Raw genomic sequence first — 23,950 nt, 5'->3', positions numbered from 1 at the left:
TTATACCCCCTTTAGCACTTGTAAAACAAAGATGTTGATGACCCCGATGATCATGGTCACCGCCCAAGTGGTTTTGAACATACGCTGCCACTTGAGGCGGGCGTTGGTGTTGTCAATGAGGATCTCCAAAAAGTAAGACAGCACCACGGCCACCGCTGCCAGCGCATAGCTCCAGGGCTTGCCGTTGATGAAAAACAGGGCGATGATGCCCATTAAAAATACGTTCTCATACCAGTGGCTCACCTCCACAATCAGGAGGGTTACGCCGTTAAATTCGGTGGTCAGCCCCTTGACCATCTCTTGATGGGCGTGGTGGCTGGTGGACAGGTCAAAGGGGTGCTTGCGCAGCTTGATGGTGAGAATGAACAGAAACCCGCAAAACACACCGGGCAGGTACACAATCGGCGGCAGGCCGCTTGACCGCACAATGTCGCTGACCTTAAAGCTGCCGGTGGCCAGATAAAAGCCAACGGCGGTGAGCAGCACCATAGGCTCATAGGCCATGGTTTGCAGCATCTCCCGATTGGCACCCATCGCCGCATAGGGGCTGTTACAGGTGGTGGCCGCCAGGATCAGACACAGGTTGGCGGTGGTCAGGGCAAAGAAGATCAGCAGCAGATCTCCGCCGCCGAAAAACAGCGCGCCGGTAAAAATAACGAAAATCAAGAAGCTTACATGGCAGACGATCTGAATGTGGTTCATATACTTGGTTTCTTTGCCCAGCAACTTGCCCACATCGTAGAAGGACTGGAGCAGCGGCGGACCTTGGCGCCCTTGCATACGGGCGGTGGCTTTGCGGTCCACACCTTGCAGCAGACCGCCCACGCCCGGTGCCAGCAGAATATACAGCGCCACACTGATGGCGGCAACAGCAGCATTGCTCATCGCACCGCACCTCCTAACGCTATGACGGTATAAATCAAGATGGCTGCCGTGGAGAGCACCACGCTGGGGTTCCACAGCTTGGTCTCACCGAACAGGTCGGTCAAGTACCAGTTGGTGATCCAGGAGTGCTTGGGCTCGCCCATGGCGTCATAGAAATAAGTCTGCTTGCCGGTATTCACGCCGGCAAGGTATGTGTCTTCAAAGGTAATGTGAGAGCGGCGCAGCAGAATCATCGTCACCATAGGCACCACAAAGATCAGCACCAGCATTATGATCATAATGAGAATATTGTCGCTGGACAGCACCGCCGAGGCGTGGCCGTACACACCGGCCAGGTACGGGGTAACCACGAATTTAGACACTGCCGGGAATGCAAAGCACAGCAGCACCATTAGTACCGAGTGAATGAGCAGAGAAGTCCACTGATCCCCGGAGGTTGTGTTTCTTTGGCGGGTGTCCTTTCGGTTCCAGGAAAGCACGGTGGCCACCCATTTGGTCCAGTAAAACAAAGTGGTGGCGGAGCCGAAGCAGATAAACAGCACCAGGATAATGGAGCCGCTGTCCACAAAGGCTTTTAGCGCCGCCCACTTGGAGATGAGCATGCCAAAGGGCGCCAGAAACATACCGGCAATGCCGATGGAAAGGGTCAGCGCCAGGCGTGGGTGCCGGGCAATCAGTCCGTGCATGGACTCAATATCCCGGCTGCCGGTGGCGTTCTCAATGGCACCCACTGTTTGAAACAGCAGGGATTTGGATACTGCGTGGAAGATCAGCAAAAGAACAGCGGCCCATACCGTCTCCTGTCGGCCCACACCGGCACAGGCGGCGATCAGTCCCAGGTTGGAGATGGTAGAGTAGGCCAGCACAGCCTTGCCGTCACTGACGGTAATGGCCAGCATGGAAGTGATCAGGAATGTAAAGCCCCCGACCAGGCTCACCATAGAGCCGGCATAGGTGCCGTACATCACCGGCGCCAGGCGGATCAGCAGGTACACACCGGCCTTTACCATCGTGGCGCTGTGCAACAGTGCAGAGGAGGGCGTGGGTGCCACCATGGCTCCCAGCAGCCAACGGGAGAAAGGCATTTGTGCGCTCTTGGTCAGTGCAGCAAAGGCCAGCAAAATCACCGGCGCCACCACCAGCTTGCCGTCGCACAGGATCAGGCTTTGCAGGTCTGTGATCCCAAAGCGCACCCCTGCCCAAAAGATGGCTGCTGCAAATCCAAGTCCGCCCAGCAGATTCATCCACAGGGCACGGAAGCTGTTTTGCACCGCCTCTTTGGTGCGGGTGTAGCCGATCAGCAGGAAGGACACAAGGCTGGTGATCTCCCAAAAAAAGTAGAGCCATAACAGACTGTTGGACAGCACCAGACCAAACATGGCACCTAAGAATACATACAGCATGGCAAAGAAAAAGCGACGCCGATCGGTATATTCCTTATGATGGTTATGGTAATCGCGCATATAGCCGACTGCATATACTGTGATGAGTGTGCCTACAACGGCGATGATCAGCACCATAATCACGGTCAGTTGGTCTGCAAACAGGTTGTAGGGCTGTACGGCAGGCTTATAGCCTCCCAGTTCATACACAAAGGTCAGCACTGTTTGGGCAATGGACAGCACCGCCACATAGTAGCGCCGGTACTTGATGCTAAGGACGGTGATCAGCACCGCAAAGCCGGCCTCCAGCGCCAGCATGGTATGGTCAATGATCCCGCCGCTCTGTAAAAAGCGCAGCTGCAAATTCTCCCCCGAGAAGAAACACACGGCAAAGGCCACGGCGCTGATCATCAGCACGCCGGCGCTGCCATAGACGACAAGCCGGCGCATACGGTCGCTGCCGCACAGTGCCAGCAACAGGGCGCTGACAAAAGGCAGAAGTACCAGGATTGCCAGCAAAATCTGCATCTGTTCCATGGTGTTCGTCTTTCTCCTTGCATAAGTTATAATATTATAATTATAATATTAACACGAACGAAAGCACCGGTCAATAAGGAAAAAATATTGGGCGACGAATCGGCAATTTTGTCTGACTTTTGACGCCAAAAAACACCAAAGGTAAAATGCACAAGAAAAGGCAAAAAAAGAGTGACAATTTAGTTACAAATTTCTGTTGCCTTTTTGTGTCGGGTGCTATATAATCAACTTGATTATAAGAGAGGAGGTTGTCTGGTTATGGCAAACAAAGTGCGGGTGACGGCACTGTTTTTGGTTTTGGCAATTTTAATCGCAACCTTTGGCGCCGTGTCTGTGGTTCAGGCCAAGACGGTGGGGGATGTGGAGAAGCTGGAAATCATCGAAGAAGGCCAGCAGACGGACTGCACCCTGCGTTGGCACCGGGTCAAGGGCGCCGATGGGTATCAGATTTTTCAATCCGTAAGCGATAAAAAGGCCTTTGATAAAGTTAAGACGGTGGAGGGCAAAAAGAACACACATGTGCAGCTGACGGATTTAACGCCGGCCACTGTGTACCGCTACAAGGTGCGGGCATATAAGATTTACAGAGACCAGGAATATACCGGCGATTTCAGCCCGGAGATGACGGCATACACTTTGCCCGGTGCACCTAAGGTGGAGGCGTCCTCCCTTTCGGAGGGGTCTATGAACCTGCGCTGGTCTACGGATACCGGAGCAGCGGGCTATCAGCTGCAGTATGCAAAGGATAAGGACTTCAGCGCAGATGGTGCGCAGACCATGGACTTTAAGGCCGGTCAAAACAGTGCAGTGCTGGAGAAGCTGACGGAGAAGGCCACCTACTATGTGCGTATGCGCGGCAGCATGGCTGTGGGCAGCAGCACCAAGTACGGCCCCTGGAGCGAGGTTAAGAGCATACAGATCGCGGAGACGGTGAAACTGCCTGCGAATATTGACAAGGACAAGCCGATGGTGGCCCTGACCTTTGATGACGGCCCGGCCTTTGACGGTTCCACCGGCCGCATTTTAGATGTGTTGGAGAAGTACGGTGCCCGCGCCACCTTCTTTATGGTGGGTACGCGGATCAATGACAACACCAAGAAGTATTTGAAGCGAGAGTTGGAGCTTGGCTGTGAGCTGGGCAACCACACCTACAATCACGATCACTACGGCAAGGCGGTGACGGAGGCAGATGTGGTTAAGTGCTCAGATGCCGTATATAAGGCCTGCGGCAAGCGGCCCACGGCATTCCGCTGCCCCGGCGGCAATATGAGCAGTGTCATGCAGAACACTGCCAAAAAAGAGGGCATGATCATTGCCTACTGGTCGGTAGATACGGAGGACTGGAAATCCAGGAATCCGGCACAAATTATCAGTCGGGCAGAGCACGGTGCCTATGACGGCAGCATTATCCTGATGCACGATATTTACGGCTCCACCGCAGACGCGGTAGAGAAAATTGTACCGGCGCTGGTGAAAAAGGGCTATCAAATTGTGACGGTGTCTGAGATGATCCAGGCTAAAACCGGCAAGGCACCGCAAGCCGGTCAGCAATATATCGACTACAAGACCATTAACAACAATACCCACTGATGATGCACTTTATAACAAAAGCGAAACAAACGGAAAAAGACCTGCGCACCCGCTTTGCAGACGATAAGTTTGCCGAGTGGGAGGCGCAGGTCATTGACGCTTTGGATGTGGATTTTTCCCTGGTGCGCCGAGAGGTGCACACAATGGAAGAATTTGAGCAGCAGCTGAAAGCACCGTTTTTGGAGAACAAAGAAAAGATTTTCTACCGCGGCGAGCGGGTGGACGATCGTGCCCGACCGCTGATCCCCACCATTTTTCGCAACCGGCAGGCCCTGTTTGATAATGGGGATGCGGTGGCCAAGGTGACGGCGGATTTTGTGTATGACTTTTACAGCCGGGACGGCAGCTATATGCACCTTTATGAGAAGGTGATGGATCCGCATCCGCGGCAAAATCTGTATCGGCTGTTTGCTTTTTCCCAGCATTATCTGGATGTGTCGCCCTTTGTGGATTTTACCAAGAGTCTGTATGTTTCTCTGTCTTTTGCGCTGAAGAATCGGCAGGTCTATCCGGCGCCGTTGGCGCTTTATACGGTAAAAATTCGGGACGAAGGGGATTATACCGAGTCCTTAGCTACGGCTAATGCCTGGCTGGAGGATTACAAGGTGTATGTGTTCCGCCGTCGGGAGGATTACATTAAGAGCCTGATGCAAAGCGGCGCCGCCGGGCTGCGCCAAATGCTTCGACAAATGGAGCGAGAGCGTCAGGATATGGTTTTAATGGGCAACGCGCCCAGCGCCAAGCTGATCGGTATTCCAACCAATGATCTGATGCGCTACCAGCAGGGTGTGTTTTTGCTGCTGACGGATTTTTCCCTAATGTTCAACGGCTATCCCACCAAGAATATTCGGGAGGATTTTGAAGTTACCAAGTGGATCCTGGATGCCGAGATCTGCCCGGCATTGCTGCAAATGATCGAGCGGGAGGCTCCCTGGTATAATTACGACTGCCTGCTGGATGTGAAAACCGGGTTTGAAAAGGCCGCCAAATTTGATTTGTAATAGAATTTGTAAATGTAAAAAGGACCGTACAGTGTACGGTCCTTTGATTTTATATTGCGTGTATTTCCACCAGCCACGCGCCTTTTATCTTTTACTTATGCACCAGGATCTTACGGTACAGGGCTTCCACATCCTCTACCGTCAGCTTGGTGGGGTTGTTGCCCAGTCGGTTGATGTCCACCTTTTTGGCAAAGGCGGCGCATTGATCCGGCGTGGCAGTAGGCGACTGTAATTCCATTCTCTCCAGAAGGGAACGGAAGATGGCGACACCGTCCGCACCGTTTTGACCGCCCATCAGAATACCGATTCGGTCAAAGCTATCCAGCACATAGTCCCGACCCCGGGGGTCGTTCACCCGGTCATTGTGGGTGCGCATATAGTCCCAAATCTCTGCCAGCCCGGCGGCAACGGAATGACCGTGGCTGGTGTGGCAGTGCATGGTGATGTTGTAGCACATGGCGTGAGCCGCCGTGGTGGAGGTAAAATCAATGGCCCGCCCGGCGTTATAGGAGGCGCGGAGCATACCCGCATTGCCAGCCGGGGTGTTTGCCAAATAGCCGTCCAGGTGCTCAAAATACAGGCGAATGGCCTTTTGGGCATAGGTGCGGCTTTCCGGGGTACTGCGCACACTCCAATAGCTTTCTATGGCGTGGCACAGGGCGTCCAGACAGGTGCACTTGCGTTGGTAGTCCGGTACCGTCTGCAAAAAGCAGGGATCCAGCAGCACATAGCCGGGCAGAAAGCCGGGGTGGCTGACAGAGTGCTTCTCGTCCTCGTTTACATAAAAGATAGAGTACCGAGTGGCCTCACTGCCGGTGCCGCTGGTGGTGGGAATGGCTAAAAAAGGAATGTCGTTGTCCCGCAGTTCGGCTTCGTAGCCCACCACGCCCGGGTTGGTGATCAGCAGCTTGATCATTTTGGCGCTGTCCAGGGGCGAACCGCCGCCGGCGCCGATGATAAAGTCGCAGCCTTCTTTGCGGTATAATTCGGCTGCCGCCACCATATCCTCGTAGCGGGGATTGGGGCGCACCGTGTCCCATACTGTCAGGCGGCAGTGTGCTTGCAGGTAGGCAAAGGCGTCCGTCTTTTCAAAACTCTTGCCGCAGCAGAGAAAGGGGCGCTGCGCGCCACAGTTCTTCAGTAGGGCAGGAATGTCTGTATAATTTTCAATGATCTTTTCTTCAGTCCGCATTGGCAAGCCACTCATATTCCGGCACATAGATTCTGGTTTTGTCCCACGGGTCGCCGTCTAAGTGCCGGATCAGCCATACATAATACATTTCGTACCCGGGAGCGGTGACTTGCTGGTGGGCGTTGCCGCCCCGAATGCACAGGCAGTCACCGTTTTGTGTTTTATAAGGGGTGTCGCCCTCAAACCCGGCGCCGAAGCCTTCCGGGTGATCAAACTGGTAGTAGTATACCTCCGGTTGGGGGTGGTGGTGGGGCGGATAAGAGGACCAGCGCCCCGGCTGATTGAACACCTCGCCCATCACCAAGTTGGACTGCGGGGCGTTGTCCAAATCAAACATAGTAGAGACGATTCGGTGCCCGGTGCCGTTCCACTGACCCTTGCCGAACTCCTGGTACAGGCAGTTACCCGGGTGGTAGAATTCCGGCGCCCAGGTGCGCTCATTGTCGGTCATTTGCACCAAAACCTGGCTGTCTTCTATGGCAGTAACCGTGGCTTTTGTACCCCGGCAAAAGTGCACGGCGTAGGGCTTCTTTTCAAATGGATTTTTGCGCCGGCAGGTCTCGTTTATGCTGTTGCCTACGGCAAAGGTCACCTGGCCGGATAGCAGCAGCACGGCACACTCTTTTTCCGCTTCTTCCAGAGTCAGGGTGTCGCCGGGCGCCAGCTTTTGCACAAAGATGTCCATAAGCATGTCGGCGTTGACCCCGTCCATTTGGCACAGGGTCTTGCGGCCGTTCTCGTCAAAATCCGTACGATAAAGCATAGGGTTCCTCCTTAATTTCCTTTATGTGTATTGCCCTGCTCCGGGGGAGCCGGGTGGTAGTTGGGCACATAGCGCATCAGCACTGTGCGCACAGTCTCCGGCGTGATGTTCGCCAAATCCTCCAGCATGGCGGCAAAGCGATCTTTGTCAATCTCCACAGGCTGGGTGACAAAAATCTTTTTGTTGGCGGTGCGCTGGCGGCCTTGCATTTCTTCTTCCATGGCCAGCTCCTCATAGAGCTTTTCGCCCGGGCGCAGGCCGGTGATCTTAATGGGTATTTCTTCTTCTGTAAAGCCGGATAGGCGGATCAGGTTCTTGGCCAGATCCATAATTTTCACCGGCTCGCCCATATCCAGTACGAACACCTCACCGCCTAGAGCCAAACCGCCGGCCTGGCACACCAGTTGTGCCGCCTCCGGTATGGTCATAAAGTAGCGGGTAATGTCCTTATGGGTCACACACACCGGGCCGCCCTGGGCGATCTGATGCTGGAAGATGGGAATCACGGAGCCGTGAGACCCCAGCACATTGCCAAAGCGCACGGCGGCGTAGCGGGTATTTTGGCTTACGGTGTTCATATACTGTATAATGATCTCCGTCAGTCGTTTGGTGGCGCCCATCACATTGGTGGGGTTTACCGCCTTGTCAGTGGAGAGAATGACCATCTTGGGCACTTTGAATTTGTCTGCCGCAACGGCCACGTTGTAGGTGCCGAACACATTGTTCTTCACCGCCTCGCAGGGCGAGGTTTCCATCAGCGGCACATGCTTGTGGGCGGCAGCGTGGAACACCACATCCGGGTGAAATTCGGCAAATACTTCGTCCAGCCGCTTGGTGTCCCGCACGGAACCGATGCGCACATACACATCTATCTCGCCGTTATATTTCTCGTTGAGCGCATTGAACAGCTCAAAGGCGCAGTTCTCGTAAATGTCAAAGATCACGATCTTGTCCGGGTTGTACCGGGCTACCTGCATACAAATCTCGGACCCGATGGAGCCACCGCCGCCGGTGACCAAAATGGTTTTGCCGATCAGGTAGCGGCAGATCTTTTTGTCCAGAGTCACCTCCGGGCGGGACAGCAGGTCGGAGATCTCCACATTCCGGATCCGCTGGGCACCGTTGCCGTTCTCCCAAAACTCCTGCACGGAGGGAGAGATTTTTACATTGGCCTTGGTGCCCATAGCCAGGTTCACCAGGTCTCGCCGCCGCGCCGGTGCTGCTGAGGGAATGCAAAAGATGATTTCGTCAATTTTATACTTTTCGGTTAGGCGGGGCAGGTCGTCGCAGATGCCCACGATTTTCACGCCGTTAATGCGCCTTTTGTACTTGGCAGGGTTATCGTCCAGTGCGATCACCGGTCGTCCCTCCCGGTAGTGATCGTTGCGCAGCTCGTCAATGATAAAGTTGCCCATAAATCCGGCACCCACGATCATAATACGCTTTTGGCCGTTCCGTCGGCCCACCAGATTGTGCACATATCGGCGCAGAATACGATAGCCGATTCGGGGGATCAGCGTGGCAACGAACATCAGAACAAAAAAGAGAATATAGGCATAATAAGGCAAGTAGCCCTTGGTGTGCAACAGCTTGGCAAACAGAAAGCGGTCACACAAGAACAGCTGTACGGCATTGACTAAGGCGCCTAAAAAGCTTTTCACGATCTCGTCCGATCCGGCAAAGTACCATACGCTGCGGTACAGACCGAAAGCGGAATTGATCCCCACCAACAGCACGCTGGTCAGCCCAAAGTGCAGGTAGTTGAAGATCATGTATTTGTAGTCTGTGGCCATAATGTGGCCGCTCATGGTCAGGTAGCAGATGCTGCAATTTGCCATGGCAAAGAGTATAATATCCAGCACGCCCAGCATGGCACGACGCAGCAGCGCATTTAGGTTTTTGCCGTCCTTCGTATGTTTCATTTTTGGTCCAATCCCTCGTTTTCATCTTGCGGTGTATTCTCATTGTATACACATCTTAATTCTACAACAAGATTTGCCACAATGCAACCGCTATTCGTGGTTTTTTTGCCGGTTGGGACTGTCTGTTAAAATACAAAAGGCTTCGGTTGCCGCTTATCCGGCGGATCGGGCGGCTTTTGGTAGCATTTTTGACAAAAAGTGGTTGAATTGCAGCGCTGCCTGCGGTAAAATAAAAATCGGATATGGCTATTTTGCCGAATTTAAGGGGGATTCTTTTATGGAGAAATTAAAGGACTGCCAGTTGCAGCATGTCACGCCGGAGGAAGTGGGCGTAAAAAGCAGTGCTGTGGCCGCGTTTATCAATGAGATCAACGAGAAGCATTTGGGGCTTCAAAGCTTTACGTTTGTGCGCCACGATCAGGTGTTCGCCCAGTGCTTTTGGAAGCCCTATGGCCCGGATACACCCCATGTGCTTTACTCCATGAGTAAAAGTGTGACCTCCACGGCCGTAGGCTTTTGCGTGGCGGAGGGACTGCTCAGCCTGGACGACAAGGTGTACAAATTTTTTCCGGAATATAAGGTGCACGGTGCACAAAACAAAGCGCTGACCGTGCGTATGCTCCTAACCATGCGCTCCGACAAGCTGATTACCGTGTTTGAAGAGAAGGGTAACACCGACTGGATCAAAAGCTATTTTGCCGCGCCGTTTTTGGCGCCGCCGGATACCCGGTTCAATTACATCAGTGAGAACACCTCTATGCTCTCCGCCATTGTGTCCAAGGTTACCGGTATGTCCATGGTGGATTATCTTTATCCTCGTATGTTCCAACCCCTGGGTATTGAAAAGCCCTTCTGGGAAGCGGACGGCCGGGGCAACAACGCCGGCGGCTGGGGGCTGTATATGAAGAGCGAGGATCTGGCCAAATTCTTCCTGCCCTATCTGCATGGCGGCAAGTACAAGGACGGCACGCAGTTGGTGCCTGCCGATTGGGTGGCGCAGGCTACGGCCAAGCAGACCCCTTCAGTGTCTGACGGTTATATTGACAATATGTGCGGCTACGGTTTCCAGTTTTGGCGCAATCCACTGCCCAACAGCTACCGCTGCGACGGCCTTTTCGGTCAGCGCTGCTTCTTCCTGCCGGAGTATGACGCCATGATGGTGCTCAACTGCGGCCAGTCCGAGGACTATAAAATTATGAAGGTGTTTTGGAAACACTTCCCGGAGGCTTTTGGGCCGGAGGCACTGCCTGCGGATGCGCAGGGCCAGGCGGCGCTGCAACAGGCGGTGGACGCCTGTGCTGTGGAGGATCTGCCTGCCACGCCTCGGAACACCGAAATGGAGCAGAAGATCGGCGGTCGCCTGATGACCTGCAAAACCTCGGAATTCACCTCCGTGGTGTCCATTTCTGTGACGCAAATGCTGTATCGCAAGCCGGGCAAGATCAATGCTATGCGCTTTGAATTTACCCCGAAGGGCGCCCGTTTCTATTGGCGGGAGAAGGATTATGAAAACACGGTTGAAGTGGGTATGGACGGCAGCTACGGCGTGTCGGCCATGGTGCTGGGAGACCTGCATTACACTGCCTATTCCAAGGCGGCTTGGCAGCCGGACGGCAGTTTGAAGCTGTGGATCCGCCCGATAGAGACTGCCCATGAGCGGCGCTTTACCTTCCACTTTAACCCGGACGGCACTGTGCAGGTGAAGAACGAGATGGAGCCTAAGTTTGAGGACTTGGTGATCTATAATTTTGTGTTCCTGGGGCTGCCCTTGCCCAATACCGGCAGCGAGAATTTTGTGAAACAAGCGGTGCACCGCCTGGGGCTGCCGCTGATCGAACCGGACTTTACCGCCAAACTGCAATAAATAAGCAAAAAGAAAATCCCGCTTGTCTTGTGTGAACAAGCGGGATTTTTGTATGCTGTTATTTTAGTCTTCGTCTTTGGTGGGGTATTTCAGGTCATCCTTGGTCCAGTCCTGAATGATCTCTAAAAACTGCTTAGCGTCTTCCTTGGCTTGCAGTAGGTTGTGGTCCCGCCAGTTGCCGCACTCACTCATGGCAGCGCCGGGAATGCTGCCCCAAAAGTCGGCAATAAAGGCAAAGGCGTCCTTGATCAGCTGAATGCAGTAGCTGTCGGATAGGCTGCGGGTGAGAAAATAGAACCCGGTGCGGCAGCCCATGGGACCAAAGTAGATGATGTTGTCGCCAAATTCCGTATTGCGCACATAGGTAGCAAACAGGTGCTCAATGGTGTGCATGGAGGCGTTGGTCATCACCGGCTCCCGGTTGGGGGCGCGCATACGAATGTCATAGGTGGTAATATCATCGTCAATGCGGCTGATATAAATGCCTTTTTCCAAAATGGTGTGATCAATTTGAAAGCTGGGAATTTTTTTCATTTTACTTCCACTCCGGTTAAAAAAGATAAATTTTGGGTGACGGCGGCTCCGTCGGTTTCGCCGGCGCAGATCCGGTCAAAACCGCGGATCATTTCCTGTGCCGGGGCCTTTGCCAGTCGGTAAAGGTCAAAGAAGCTTTCTGTGCGCACGCCGGGTGCGTAAGGGGAGCGCCAGTTCCTGTTCTCTATATTACCATATTTTTTCGCTTTTTCCAAGTCTTTTGGCCGCAACATAGAGGTTAGACGAAAATTTCCTGTAAAGGGGGACAAAATTGTCTCTATGCCGCCCACGATCCTGGCCTTGCTTCCGTTTGCGTCTCGCAGCAATCGTTGCATGGTTTTTGTGTCGGTCAGCGCACGGCGGGCATCAGTCGGTTGCAGCCGCTTGCCCAGTACCCGGTAGACGGTAAAGCTCAGCAGTCGGGCCACCTCGTCCAGTACCGCCGGATCATCCGGCACGGTAACAGCGGTGTCAAAGCACCGAGGGTCGTCAATGTGTAGCTTTTCGTGGAGCAGCACTGCGTCCATGCTCATCTCCACAATATTATGCAGGGCGGATTTGTGCAGGGGGCTGCCACTGTCCGCCAGCTCCTGCTGCTTGGCGTACACAAAGGGATGGCACTGCCGGTCCAGGGCGTAATGGAGAATAAAGCCGTAGGCGTAAGAGCGGGCAATGTCCTTTTCCGTGCTGCACCGGGTGCAGTATTCTGCCATGGCGTCCAGTATATCTCCGGGCTTGGCGCGGTGCAGTCGAGAGCCGATCTTGCGCTGGGAGCGGCCCGGCATCCAGGGGGCAATGCGGTGAAAGAAGAATACATCCGGCCCTTGGGTGCCCAGCATGACTGCGTCCCGGTTCAGGTCAAAACCCGCCAGTTCCGTTAAGGCGGGCAGCAGCTCGCAGGCAAAGATGTAGTGAGTGCAGTAGGCAGGCATTGGTTCCATTCCTCCATATCCGACGGAAAGGGACAGTCAAAGGCGACTGGCTCTTCCCGCACCGGGTGCATTAGGCGTATGGTCTTGCAGTGCAGCAGGTGGCGGGTGCCGACAGGCGCCGTACCGTATAGGCTGTCGCCCACCAAGGGTGTGCCCAGGTGGGCAAAGTGTACCCGAATCTGGTGGGTGCGGCCGGTTTCCAGCTGCACGCGCAGCAGGGTGCGGCCGCCTTGCTGCCCCAGGGCTTCCCAGTGAGTCACCGCCCGCACGCCGGCAGGGTCTACCTGTCGCTTCACGGTGCTGTCCGGGCAGTGGGCAATGGGTGCGTCTACGGTGCCGCTGCCGGTATAGGCGCCGGGCACCACCGCATAGTAGTCCTTTTGTACCTTTCCGGCCAGCTTGGCGGCGCTCAGCTGGTGCCGGGCCAGTACCACCAGGCCGCTGGTGTCCTTGTCCAGCCGGTAAATGGGCCGGAACGGGCCATCAAATCCGGCGGCTGCCACTGCGTTGGACAGGGCGTTGCCGTGGTGGTTGTAGGTCTCGTACATGGCCATACCGGCGCGCTTGTTCACCACCAAAATATCCCGGTCGGCATAGACGATTACTGCCTTTTCCGCTGAGGGTGGTGCGGTGGCGCCGTCAGTATTTAATTCTACGGCAACAATGTCGCCGTTATGCACCGGGTCAACGGTACGCACCGGGCAACCGTTGCGGCTAAGGGCGCCGTATGTCTTTTTCAGACTACGCAGCAGTGCGGTAGAGAAGCCGTGGCTGCGCAGCACCGCCGCCACGCTGCTGCCGTCCAGAGCCGGCGGCACGGTATAGCTGATTTTTCTCATAGGGATAACAAACCGGCAGATGTAGGTGCACATCTGCCGGTGTAGGTTGGTTTGGGATTATTCTACTGGTACGATCCAGCCCATATCGTCGGCCTGTTTGCCGAACTGAATACCGGTCAGGGTGTCATACAGCTTTTGGGTCACTTCGCCGATCTCGCCGTTGTTGATCACTTCGCTGTCGCCCTCATAGGTCAGACCGCCAACGGGGCTGATCACGGCTGCGGTGCCGGTGCCAAAGACTTCTTCCAGCTTGCCGGTCTTGGCAGCGTCCATAATAAAGTCAATGGTAAAGCGCTCTTCGTGCACTTTGTAGCCCCACTTCTTCAGCAGCTCAATGCAGCTCATGCGGGTGATACCGGGCAGCACAGTGCCCACGGTGGGTGCGGTATAGATTTCGCCGTCTACCTTGAACATAATGTTCATGGAGCCAACTTCCTCAACGTACTTGCGTTCCACGCCGTCCAGCCACAGTACCTGAGCAAAGCCCAGCTTGTGTGCCTTTTCGGAGGCGATAATGGAGGCAGCGTAGTTACCGCCGCACTTGATATAGCCGGTGCCGCCGGGCGTGGCGCGCACATACTCGTCCTCTACATAAATGTTCACCGGATCCAGACCCTCTTCATAGTAAGCGCCGGAGGGGGAGCAGATGATGATGAACTTATACTGGCTGGAGGCCTTTACGCCCAGTACCGGCTCAGTGGCGATGGTAAAGGGACGAATGTACAAACTGGTGTCCGGCTCAGAGGGTACCCAGTCCTGCTCCACTTTGACCAAAGCGCGGACCGCTTCTACAAAATCCTCCACCGGGATCTCCGGAATGCACAGACGGTCATGGGTAGAGGCCAGGCGCGCACCGTTTTTGTCCGGGCGGAACAGCTGTACCTTGCCTTCGGGGGTTCTGTATGCCTTCAGACCCTCAAAGCACTCCTGCGCATAGTGGAACACCAGCGCGGAGGGATCCAACACCAGCGGCTGATAGGGGACGATGCGGGCGTCATGCCAGCCCTTGCTCTCGTCGTAATCCATGACGAACATATGGTCCGTAAAGATATGGCCGAAGCCCAGAGCGCCGGTGGGTTTTTCTTTCGGTGTTTTGGTCAACTCATACTTGATTTCCAATGTACTTACCTTCTTCTTAAATATGGATTTTTATTTGTCATAGGACACGATCACCCCGCCGCCGGAGGCGTACAGGGAGTTGAGCCCGCTGGCTTTCAAAATAATAATGCTGCCGAAGCTGCACTTCTCGCGTATTTTGTCGGCAATCGTATTTGCTTTCTCGGGGCAGCACACATGGCTGATGATCATGGCGCGGCGGCTTAGATCCTTGCCCTCCACATCCTTGGCAATCAGGTCGCACATTTTGGTAATGGCGCGCCCGGCGGCAAAATCCTGTCCGGCCAGGCTGATGGTGCCCTCGCTGCTGCGTTGGCAAATCAACTTCATTTTCAGCTTCTTGATCACTGTGGCAGCCAGAGAGAACAGACGGCCGTTATTTTTCAGCGCGTCCAGACTTTCCAGGCAAAAATACAGCGCTGTGTGGTTGTGAATATAATCCTCTACCTGTTCCACCACCTGCTCAAAGGGCAAACCGCTGTCCTTCAGGCGGCGGATCTCATAAGCGATTAGGGTTTCCAGTCCGCTGGTGGCTAGGGAGTTGAATACATGGATCTTCTTCTCTCCCGGGTGGTCATCCTCATAGAGCATAACCCCTTGCAGGGCGCTGTTGTAGCAACCGGAGAGCTTGTCTGTAATGGTGAGCAGATACACCTCTTTGGCGTCGTCCGCGGCAATGGCGGCACAGAATGCGTCCGGCGAGGGGCAGGCGGAACGGGGCACATCACCCAGTGCCTGCATACGAGCGATAAAATCGTCCTGATCGAAGTTTTCATCGTCCATAATGCGGTAATCGCCCAGTTCCAGCGTCAGCGGAACCAGAGCCAGGTTGCCCCAGTCTTTCATCTCATCGGTCAGGTCGCAGCAACTGTCTGCAATGATCTTGTAGTCCATATCGTTCTCAACTTTCAATCGGTACTCCGGTTTTGCTTAATATTATAAACCTATACCCCGGCGTAGTCAAGGCGACAGTGCCAATATTTTATAATGGATATTTGTCGAGGAACGCCTGCACTTTGCCGATCTGCCGCTCCACACTTTCCGGGCAGGGACCGCCCTCGGAAATACGGGTGGCCACGCAGGTGTCCAAATTGATCTTGTGGTAGACATCTTGGTCAAACAGATCACAAACTGCCCGGTAGTCCTCCAGGGGCAGCGTTTCCAGGGTCAGCCCCCGGTCAATGCACTGAGCCACCAGCTCGCCGGTGGCTTTGTACGCGTCCCGGAAGGGTAAGCCCTTGCCCACCAGGTAATCGGCGCAATCCGTTGCGTTGATAAAGCCCTTGGCTGCCGCTGCCCGCATGTTGTCTTTTAACACGGTCATGGTGTCGATCATGGGAGTGAAGGCGTGCAGGCACATTTTTACCGTGTCTACTGCATCAAAGATGGCTTCCTTGTCCTCCTGCATATCTTTGTTGTATGCGAGTGCAATGCCCTTCATCACCGTCAGCAGGGTGGTCAGATCGCCGAAAACGCGGCCGCTTTTGCCCCGTACCAGCTCGGCGATGTCCGGGTTTTTCTTTTGGGGCATAATGCTGGATCCGGTGGAAAAGGCGTCGTCCAGTTCCACAAACTTAAACTCCCAGGAGCACCACATAATGATCTCCTCGCTAAAGCGGGACAGGTGCACCATCACCAGAGAGAGTGCTGCCGCCAGCTCAATGCAAAAGTCCCGGTCGGACACCCCGTCCAGACTGTTGGCGCTTACATCGTCAAAGCCCAGCTGCGCCGCCACCATTTGCCGGTCGATGGGGTAGGTGGTGCCGGCCAGAGCGCCGCTGCCCAGGGGCAGCACATTCATGCGTTTTTTTACATCTGCCAGTCGATCCAGATCGCGGCACAGCATGGCGGCATAGGCCATTAGATGATGGCCGAAGGTAATGGGCTGCGCCCGCTGTAAATGGGTGTAGCCCGGCAGGATCACACCTTTGTTTTCTTCTGCCTTTTTGCACAGCACCGCCAGCAGATCCTTTATGTCTGCGGCAATGGCGTCGATCTCTTTTTTCAGGGTCATACGAATGTCCAGCGCTACCTGGTCATTGCGGGAGCGGGCGGTGTGCAGCCGCTTGCCGGTTTGACCCAAGCGGGCGGTCAACTCACCTTCAACAAATGTATGAATATCTTCCGCACCCGGATCAATCGCCAGCTTGCCGCTTTCAATATCCGCTAAAATTTCGCTCAGCCCTTGCACGATCTTTTCGCTTTCGCTCTTTTCAATAATCCCGCATGCCCCCAGCATGGTGGCGTGGGCCATACTGCCGGTAATGTCCTCTTTATACATACGGCTGTCAAAGTGAATGGAGGCGTTAAAATCGTTGGTTTCTTTTGCCAGTTCCTTTTTGAACCGGCCTTTCCATAATTGTGCCATAATCTCCTGCTTTCTGTAAAATGCAATGTGTGCGGGTAGACTGAGAGAAAGTGAGATAAATTTCGTATTTTGCGAGTGGGTGCCGTACATAGGTACTGCTCCCGAGCAAAATACGAAAAGCGCCAAAAGTGGCTTGAACTCGATGTTTAAGCCACTTTTTAGAATGTAAATGATTAAGAAAAACTTCGGCTGGAGCAAGCCCCAGCCCTACGAATTGTCCGTTTATATTTTTACACAGCGCGGTTTCGCCACTTTATCGACAGCCTAAGGGCGCACGGTGGGCCGTGCGCCCTGTCATTCGTTGACTTTTGACAATTAGTCTTCGTTTGCTTCCCGCTTTTGGTCCAGCAGCGCTTTTACTTTCAGCGGCAGACCAAACAGGTTAATGAACCCGGCAGAATCTTTCTGGTTGTATGCGCCGCCGTCGTCGCCAAAGGAGGCTACGGTCTCGTCATACAGGGTGTAAGGGGAAGTGATTCCGGCGTTCATCACATTGCCCTTGTACAGCTTCAGCTTCACATCGCCGGTTACGGTTTCTTGGGTCTTGTTGACAAATGCGTCCAGTGCCTCACGCAGGGGAGAGAACCACAGGCCGTTGTATACCAGCTCGCCGTATTTCTCCGCCACCAGTTTCTTGTAGTGGGCAGTGTCCCGATCCAGGGTGATCATTTCCAGCATTTGATGGGCCTTGTACAGAATGGTGCCGCCGGGGGTCTCATATACACCGCGGCTCTTCATGCCTACCAAACGGTTCTCAACAATATCCAACAGACCGATGCCGTTCTTGCCGCCCAGCTCGTTGAGCTTTTCCACCAGGGCCAGGGGGCTCATCTCTACGCCGTCAATGGCGGTGGGCTCGCCCTTCTCAAAGTGAACAGTGATGTAAGTGGGCTTGTCCGGTGCGTTCTCCGGGGCAACGCCCAGCTCCAGAAAACCATCTTTCAGGTACTGCGGTTCGTTGGCCGGGTCCTCCAGATCCAGACCCTCGTGGCTCAGGTGCCATACATTCTTATCCTTAGAATAGTTCGTCTCCCGATTGATCTTCAGCGGAATGTTGTGCGCCTCTGCATACTCGATCTCCTCTTCACGGCTCTTAATGTCCCACTCACGCCAGGGGGCGATGATCTGCATTTCCGGTGCCAGCGCCTTTAAGCTCAGCTCAAAACGCACTTGGTCGTTTCCCTTGCCGGTGCAGCCGTGGCAGATGGCGTCTGCACCCTCTTTGATGGCGATCTCTGCCAGACCCTTGGCAATGCAGGGACGGGCGTGGCTGGTGCCCAGCAGATATTCCTCGTACGCTGCGCCGGCCTTTAAGCAGGGGAAGATGTAGTTCTTTACATAGTCCTCTTTCAGGTCCAGCACATACAGCTTGGAGGCGCCGGTTTTCAGCGCTTTTTCCTCCAGGCCGTCCAGCTCGGTTCCCTGACCTACATCGCCGGACACGGCGATCACTTCGCAGTTGTTGTAATGCTCTTTCAGCCACGGAATGATGATGGATGTATCCAGGCCGCCGCTGTAAGCCAATACGACCTTTTTAATTTCTTTTGCCATAATTAGCACGCTCCTTGTTTCAAAAACTGTACCCATTATATAAACTCCCGGTTGGAATTGCAAGCGATTTGGCAAAATTTGTATAAAAATGCAAAAACCAGCCAAATATACAGGAAGATTTGTATAAAATTACAAGAAAATCCTGCATAAATCGGGAATTGGCGTGCATAAATGTATAATCGGAGCCGCAACTTACCGCATATAGTATTGTATCTATTTCGTATGCACTTTGTCTTGCTGTGCCTTAGGCGATTGCAGAAGGCGCATGCAGAAGGCGCATAAGGATAGAAAAAGGACGGCGGCTTAATTTCAGCCTGTTCAAACAGCATATATACAGACAGCATATTGCGGATTTAGACAACTGTCTGTTATTAGACAAAAACCACGAATTACTCATTTTGTTTGTGTACTATGCACAAAAGGAATTTGAACATTCTGTTAATTTTTACGACTGCAAAACAACGGATTCACCTTGACTTGCAGGGGTATAAGTGGTATTATTGTCTTGTAATATATGTATGGGCAGAAGTATGCCCATCACCTGTATTGTTAATTCTTTCTCAATTGGCATTTGGGTGGGTCTTTAGGCGCGTTGCCGTCGGCCTTTTGGTCAGAAAGGTGGACGGATGCACAGGGCGCCGAGGCGTACCTGCCGGTTGCAGAATAAGGAGGAAAAGATTTATGAAAACAAGAAAGGGCAAGCGCTTTTTATCGGCGCTTTTGGCTGCGATCATGGTGCTGACGGCTCTGCCGCTCACCGCTCTTGCTGAGGGTCCCACCCCTGCAAAGTCGGACGCCTTGATCACCCTGGACAATGCCATTAACGCATACGAATCTGCCATGGACGGCAAGATTTATGCGGATATGGCCACGGCTTACGACAAATATATGGCCGCCAAACAAGCGCGGGATATGTATGTCTATGGCGGCGACGAGTCCCAGGATTTAAGAACTGCTGCACAGGCTTTGACCACCGCAACGACGGAGATGCAGAAGACGGTGCTCTCCTCCGATGTGACCTATGCCACCGTAACGGATTCCAGTGGTGCAACCGTGGCTTCCGATTATGCCAACGGGCTGCTGTACTACGGCGGCAACCTGCGTTTCACTAACGATGTGGTTGGTTCCTGGTACTATGATGACGGCGCTAAGCAGTGGTTCAAAATCGTTATGAACGACTATGTGTTCCTGTATGACGGCACCACACCGCTGCGGGCACCGGTACAGTTCAGCTATGAGTACCGCAATGAGTATCTTATCAATAACAGCGGTAACGCAAAGCCTCGTGGTATTACAGCCGTGAATGTGAACAATCCGGAGTTGACGGTTGCCAACTGGACGGTGAAGAAGAACCAGAGCGGTAACATTCCGTTTATGTCTTCCGATGGTACGGTGGTTCCCACTGTAGCAGCTGCTTCCGGCTCCGATTCTCCCATTTATTGGACTCGTGATTCTGCCGGCAGAAACAACACTAGGCAGAACACCGGTTCCAGCTTTGTGACTTACAGTGGCACCCCCAGCGCCCCGCTGACCACCATCGATACCCGTTTCACCATTTATGACCACGACAAGAATCGCGCAGCCATCATTGCTGCTTCTCAGTGCTTGGCCGGTGATAAGGGCGGTAGCCAGGAAAAACACGATGGTCACAACTACGGCTATGTGATCAACTATGCCGGGGTGAAAGAGGCTTTGGCCACTGCCAAGTCCACCATCTCTAATATTAAAAACTATTGTAATGACGCTGCGGATATGCGCAGCCTGCTGGTGGCTGCCAGCGCTTTGGCATCTATCAATCCGTCCGACAGCACCGCATACAATTTTGCTTCCAACACTGCAGATGCTGCGTCCAAGTGCGCTACGGATATTGACAACGCCCGCACGGCGCTGACCAACGCACAGAGTGCACTGACGGCAGACGATGACTCTTATGATCAGCTGCGCAATGTAATTGACCTGACCAAGGCCACTTACACAGCCGGCAATGATAACGGCGTTTATTCTTCTGATAATTGGAACGCCTTTAAGTCCGCGTATGAGGCTGCCTACACTGCCATTATGGCTGTGGGGAGCGGTTATCAGCCTAACGGCACCGTAACGCCTTTGGCAGTAGAACTGCAGCAGGCTTATGATGCTCTGCTGGAGGAAGCACAGAATTCCAGAGTAGATACCACCGCATTGGTAGAAGCCATCACCAAAGCAAACGGCCTGGAGGCGTATGAGACCTACTTTACGCCGGACACCTATGCCAACCTGACCGGTGCTGTCGCCGATGCGAAGAAGGCTGTTTGGGGCACTGAGGAGAACTACGGCGTTCCCTCTGCTGCATTGCAGAAGACGGATGAGAACACCCGGATCGTTGCGGATCAGACCGCTGCGGTATTGGCTGCCATTCCTGCCCTGCGGATCAATCATGATCTGCACATTACCAGCGGAACCCACTATGTGAGCTGGAACAGCATTTTGGCTTCTTATGAAGCACTGGACGGCGCAAAATATGTGAATTTTGACGCGCTGGTACAGGCTGTGTCTGATGCAAAGTTTGAGATGGCTGCGCTGGACAACAAAGACATGACCACGCCGGAGCAGCTGCTGGCTGACTACACTGCGGTTTTGGAGAAGATTCTGACTGCTTATGACGCACTGGAATTCTCCTTCACAGAACTGCCCAACGGCACGGTGGCTACCAATGCGGAGCACCTGATCGTTGGTTCTCCTAACTCCAAGAGTGCCAGCGGCAGTATGGTTAACGATACACAGATCAACGGTTCTGTGGCGCTGGGCTTCAGCTTCCCCAATAATGCGGTTATGATCCGTACCAGCCATGAAGCCACCACCTTTAATTTGGGCGACATGATGCTGTTCTTCGGCTCCTGGCGTGACTACGGTCACCAGCTTCTGTTCTTCAATTTGAACGATACCGTTACAGGCGAAGGGGATACCGGTGAGTTGGTGGCTCGTGCCATAGGTGCCGGTCAGACCCCCAGTTTGAAAGACACCGATGTGGACGAATATGTAACCAAGAAGAACATTAAGCCCGGTAATGCCATTAAGACTTCCGGTACCGCTGCCGCAACATGGGAACTGAAGGACCTGTACGCGGTAGAGGTAGATAACAAAACGGATGCCTTTGCAGTGGATGCAAGCGGTAACCGAATTAATGACAAGTCCACAAATGTGCTGGACATTGCCACCAGCGTGGCTTCTAACAACCAGGGTACGCAGAACGTTCTGTTTATGCATGGTAAGGGCGGCAGTGGTAACTTTGGCGGCAACACGTATGCTGGTGCTTATACCATGAGTGTTGCGAAGGATAACGCCTCTACCAAGTTGACCACCACAACGCTACCCAACAAGAAGATCTATACCGTTTCCGGCAATGTGGGTGCTGTGACCCGGCTGAGCTATCAGCCCTTGAGCGCTTGGACTACACTTCGCCACGATGTACAGAACTACAGCGTGACCGCTACGGTAGTAGATATTGCGTATCTGTTTGACCTGATCAACCAGTGCAGCGCACTGACCGACAGCAACAAGTACACCGAGGCTTCCTGGACCAAGTTTGCCGATGCTTTGAGAAAAGCTAAGGGCCAGATGGCGTATAACACGATGACCGCGGACGAGATCCTTACCGAGGCGAAGACCAGATACACCACGCTGCTGCGTGCTTACAACGCTCTGGAGCTGAACACCTTCACCTTGACCTTTAACTATAAGGATGCCAACGGGAACGATACCTCCAAGACGATTAAGAATGTGGAGTACGGTGCAAACCTGAAGGCGCAGGCCGACACGGTTGATGTAACCGACTATAAGAAAGGCGGCTACTCTTACACCTTTACCGGTTGGGATCCGGAGATCACCGATTCCACGCTGGTGACCGGTGCGGTGACTTACACCGCTCAGTACAGCTCCAAGATGGATAATGCCGACTTCTCTGCGCTGGACGCAGCGGTGGCCAAATTGACGACTTTGGCCGACAAGACCTATGCCGCCAGCGATTTGGAGGGCGTGGCTGCGCTCATTAAGGGTCTGACCTACTACAACTACGACGCAGATCAGCGTGCCGCTACCATGGGCGACAAGCAGACTGAGATCGACGCAGAGACCGCAAAGGTCAATGCATACAGCATTACCGCTTCAACTCTGGATCTGTCCGCAGCAGAGGCTGCACTGGCCAAGGCGCAGGACGGCAAGGATTCCGATGCGTATGATTTGTCAGCCATTACCGGTTTTGAATTGTACAAGACCGTGACGGTCAACGGTAAGGACATTGTGGGTATTGCCTACAAAGATATGAACAGCCTGAATGCTGCCATCCAGGCGCTGCTGGAGTCCTTACAGCCCATGACCTACACTGTGTACCTGAACGGTACGCCGCTGGGTACTTACAATTACGGTGCCCGCATTGTAGTTAACGGTGACGGTACCGTCAGCACCAATGATGACATTGAAACGGAGACCGGCGCTGCCAAGTATGCTTGGTACTACAGCTACAACTCCGTGCAGGTTGCCCAGACCACCGCACCCAAGTATATGACCACCGCACCCAGCTACGGCTTTGTGGTTAAAGGCAACACGTATCTGACCACAGAGAAGGCGGACAGCGACGCGGCCAATTATGTAGTGACTTTTGTCAATGGCATTAACGGTCATGTGTTTGATGTGGTTTACACCAGCGGCTCTGTGACCATGCCCACCGCTCCTTCTTGTGCATTCTACACCTTCAGCGGTTATGACAACGGCGCAGCCGCCGGTTCCAAGATTAACGTAACCGGTGACACCACCATTACCGCACAGTACGATGTGACGAACATTGCCAAATTTAACATTGAGGCCGGAGATGTAAGCGGTGCTTTCGAGTACAACTCTTACATCACCACTACGGATGACTCGGCAGAGGTTTGGGTAGCCTATTACGAGGGAGGCACTACCAACAAGAATGGTGATACGGCAAATGGCTATCGCATTGTTGGTTATGGCAGCACCTTGGCTTTCCGTGCCTGCGAGGATATTACCATCTGGGGTATGACCCTTAGCGATGTACTGGATATGTGTAGTGATCCGGAGTTCGGAACGGATGTGCTGATGGATTGTGACAGCAATTATGCTTCCTCCTCCACCCGTGATGGCATCGTAAAAGCCAGCACCAAGTTCTCCATGATCGGCAAATTTGCTCTGCCGGAGAATGCCAAGGCTGTGGAGTACGGTATGCTGTTCACCACCGCTGCCGGCAAGACTCTGACTCTGGAAAATGCCGGCACCGACAGCAGCATTAAGCGTCTGAAGGCTTCCAAGCACACCGGTGAAAATGATAACTACGGCCAGTATGTGGTCAGCATCAAGTCCACTTCGCTGTCCGGTTCCTATGATCTGACTTACAGATCCTATGTGACCTACACCTTGAACGGCAAGACCTATACCGTGTATGCTGACAAGGCTGTAAGCGAGACCGTGCAGTTTTAAGGAAGGAG

Annotated in this window: 16 protein-coding genes; 4 read left to right on the top strand and 12 right to left on the bottom strand. The window is 53.7% G+C overall.

All coding sequences use genetic code 11. The annotated features are described in order from the left end of the window. On the bottom strand, positions 1 to 885 hold the full coding sequence (locus OGM59_06100; protein UYI90276.1) for an NADH-quinone oxidoreductase subunit H: 885 nt from the start codon (positions 883 to 885) through the stop codon (positions 1 to 3). Beyond that, a complete protein-coding gene (locus tag OGM59_06095; protein ID UYI90275.1) occupies positions 882 to 2,804 on the bottom strand; it encodes a proton-conducting transporter membrane subunit in 1,923 nt (640 codons plus the stop codon). The genes OGM59_06100 and OGM59_06095 overlap by 4 nt, the downstream gene beginning before the upstream one ends. A 258-nt stretch (positions 2,805 to 3,062) precedes the next feature. On the opposite strand from OGM59_06095, the gene OGM59_06090 reads away from it, so the two are divergent. Then, positions 3,063 to 4,394, top strand: a complete 1,332-nt coding sequence (locus OGM59_06090; protein ID UYI90274.1) for a polysaccharide deacetylase family protein — start codon at positions 3,063 to 3,065, stop codon at positions 4,392 to 4,394. Further along, entirely contained in the window at positions 4,394 to 5,395 is a 1,002-nt protein-coding gene (locus tag OGM59_06085) for an FRG domain-containing protein (GenBank protein ID UYI90273.1), read from the top strand. Before OGM59_06090 ends, OGM59_06085 begins: the two co-directional genes overlap by 1 nt. Positions 5,396 to 5,486: 91 nt before the next feature. Here OGM59_06085 and OGM59_06080 read toward each other — a convergent pair whose 3' ends face one another. Genes OGM59_06080 through OGM59_06070 form a run of 3 tightly spaced genes read right to left on the bottom strand, consistent with a single transcriptional unit; the run spans position 5,487 to position 9,272 of the window. After that, positions 5,487 to 6,587 carry a phosphonoacetaldehyde reductase gene (locus OGM59_06080; GenBank protein ID UYI90272.1) on the bottom strand — a complete coding sequence of 367 codons (1,101 nt, stop codon included), beginning with the start codon at positions 6,585 to 6,587 and terminating at the stop codon, positions 5,487 to 5,489. Then, a complete protein-coding gene (locus OGM59_06075; protein UYI90271.1) occupies positions 6,577 to 7,350 on the bottom strand; it encodes a 5-deoxy-glucuronate isomerase in 774 nt (257 codons plus the stop codon). Before OGM59_06075 ends, OGM59_06080 begins: the two co-directional genes overlap by 11 nt. An 11-nt stretch (positions 7,351 to 7,361) precedes the next feature. Further along, positions 7,362 to 9,272: a polysaccharide biosynthesis protein gene (locus OGM59_06070; protein ID UYI90270.1), complete on the bottom strand. Its 1,911-nt coding sequence runs from the start codon at positions 9,270 to 9,272 to the stop codon at positions 7,362 to 7,364. A 277-nt stretch (positions 9,273 to 9,549) separates the two neighbouring features. On the opposite strand from OGM59_06070, the gene OGM59_06065 reads away from it, so the two are divergent. Beyond that, positions 9,550 to 11,136, top strand: coding sequence for a beta-lactamase family protein (locus tag OGM59_06065; protein UYI90269.1), 1,587 nt, complete (start codon positions 9,550 to 9,552; stop codon positions 11,134 to 11,136). 63 nt (positions 11,137 to 11,199) lie between these two features. Here the strand turns inward: OGM59_06065 and OGM59_06060 are convergent, their stop codons facing one another. The 7 genes from OGM59_06060 to OGM59_06030 form a co-directional block, all read right to left on the bottom strand. Then, positions 11,200 to 11,670: an S-ribosylhomocysteine lyase gene (locus OGM59_06060; GenBank protein UYI90268.1), complete on the bottom strand. Its 471-nt coding sequence runs from the start codon at positions 11,668 to 11,670 to the stop codon at positions 11,200 to 11,202. Further along, complete coding sequence (locus OGM59_06055; GenBank protein ID UYI90267.1) at positions 11,667 to 12,611, bottom strand: zinc dependent phospholipase C family protein; 945 nt, start codon at positions 12,609 to 12,611, stop codon at positions 11,667 to 11,669. Before OGM59_06055 ends, OGM59_06060 begins: the two co-directional genes overlap by 4 nt. Further along, positions 12,548 to 13,441, bottom strand: coding sequence for an RluA family pseudouridine synthase (locus OGM59_06050; GenBank protein ID UYI90266.1), 894 nt, complete (start codon positions 13,439 to 13,441; stop codon positions 12,548 to 12,550). Before OGM59_06050 ends, OGM59_06055 begins: the two co-directional genes overlap by 64 nt. Positions 13,442 to 13,498: 57 nt before the next feature. Next, positions 13,499 to 14,560, bottom strand: a complete 1,062-nt coding sequence (locus tag OGM59_06045) for a branched-chain amino acid aminotransferase (protein UYI90265.1) — start codon at positions 14,558 to 14,560, stop codon at positions 13,499 to 13,501. Between the two features lie 30 nt (positions 14,561 to 14,590). Then, the gene (locus OGM59_06040; GenBank protein UYI90264.1) at positions 14,591 to 15,469 is read right to left on the bottom strand and encodes a DegV family EDD domain-containing protein; all 879 of its coding nucleotides are present in this window, start codon (positions 15,467 to 15,469) and stop codon (positions 14,591 to 14,593) included. A 70-nt stretch (positions 15,470 to 15,539) separates the two neighbouring features. Further along, positions 15,540 to 16,925, bottom strand: coding sequence for an argininosuccinate lyase (gene argH, locus OGM59_06035; protein ID UYI90263.1), 1,386 nt, complete (start codon positions 16,923 to 16,925; stop codon positions 15,540 to 15,542). A gap of 315 nt (positions 16,926 to 17,240) precedes the next feature. Further along, a complete protein-coding gene (locus OGM59_06030) occupies positions 17,241 to 18,476 on the bottom strand; it encodes an argininosuccinate synthase (protein UYI90262.1) in 1,236 nt (411 codons plus the stop codon). A gap of 681 nt (positions 18,477 to 19,157) precedes the next feature. On the opposite strand from OGM59_06030, the gene OGM59_06025 reads away from it, so the two are divergent. Beyond that, the gene (locus OGM59_06025; GenBank protein ID UYI90261.1) at positions 19,158 to 23,942 is read left to right on the top strand and encodes a hypothetical protein; all 4,785 of its coding nucleotides are present in this window, start codon (positions 19,158 to 19,160) and stop codon (positions 23,940 to 23,942) included. Positions 23,943 to 23,950 lie beyond the last annotated feature (8 nt).

The sequence above is a fragment of the Oscillospiraceae bacterium genome (assembly GCA_025757685.1).
Lineage (GTDB): Bacteria > Bacillota > Clostridia > Oscillospirales > Acutalibacteraceae > CAG-217.
Note: the sequence above shows the minus strand (reverse complement) of the source record. Positions and strands in the feature narration are given on the sequence as shown.

Bases quoted from the DNA above. Each gene is read 5' to 3' on its own strand.
- OGM59_06100 (UYI90276.1), bottom strand. From the start codon at position 885: ATGAGCAATGCTGCTGTTGCCGCCATCAGTGTGGCGCTGTATATTCTG.
- OGM59_06095 (UYI90275.1), bottom strand. From the start codon at position 2,804: ATGGAACAGATGCAGATTTTGCTGGCAATCCTGGTACTTCTGCCTTTT.
- OGM59_06090 (UYI90274.1), top strand. From the start codon at position 3,063: ATGGCAAACAAAGTGCGGGTGACGGCACTGTTTTTGGTTTTGGCAATT.
- OGM59_06085 (UYI90273.1), top strand. From the start codon at position 4,394: ATGATGCACTTTATAACAAAAGCGAAACAAACGGAAAAAGACCTGCGC.
- OGM59_06080 (UYI90272.1), bottom strand. From the start codon at position 6,587: ATGCGGACTGAAGAAAAGATCATTGAAAATTATACAGACATTCCTGCC.
- OGM59_06075 (UYI90271.1), bottom strand. From the start codon at position 7,350: ATGCTTTATCGTACGGATTTTGACGAGAACGGCCGCAAGACCCTGTGC.
- OGM59_06070 (UYI90270.1), bottom strand. From the start codon at position 9,272: ATGAAACATACGAAGGACGGCAAAAACCTAAATGCGCTGCTGCGTCGT.
- OGM59_06065 (UYI90269.1), top strand. From the start codon at position 9,550: ATGGAGAAATTAAAGGACTGCCAGTTGCAGCATGTCACGCCGGAGGAA.
- OGM59_06060 (UYI90268.1), bottom strand. From the start codon at position 11,670: ATGAAAAAAATTCCCAGCTTTCAAATTGATCACACCATTTTGGAAAAA.
- OGM59_06055 (UYI90267.1), bottom strand. From the start codon at position 12,611: ATGGAACCAATGCCTGCCTACTGCACTCACTACATCTTTGCCTGCGAG.
- OGM59_06050 (UYI90266.1), bottom strand. From the start codon at position 13,441: ATGAGAAAAATCAGCTATACCGTGCCGCCGGCTCTGGACGGCAGCAGC.
- argH (UYI90263.1), bottom strand. From the start codon at position 16,925: ATGGCACAATTATGGAAAGGCCGGTTCAAAAAGGAACTGGCAAAAGAA.
- OGM59_06030 (UYI90262.1), bottom strand. From the start codon at position 18,476: ATGGCAAAAGAAATTAAAAAGGTCGTATTGGCTTACAGCGGCGGCCTG.
- OGM59_06025 (UYI90261.1), top strand. From the start codon at position 19,158: ATGAAAACAAGAAAGGGCAAGCGCTTTTTATCGGCGCTTTTGGCTGCG.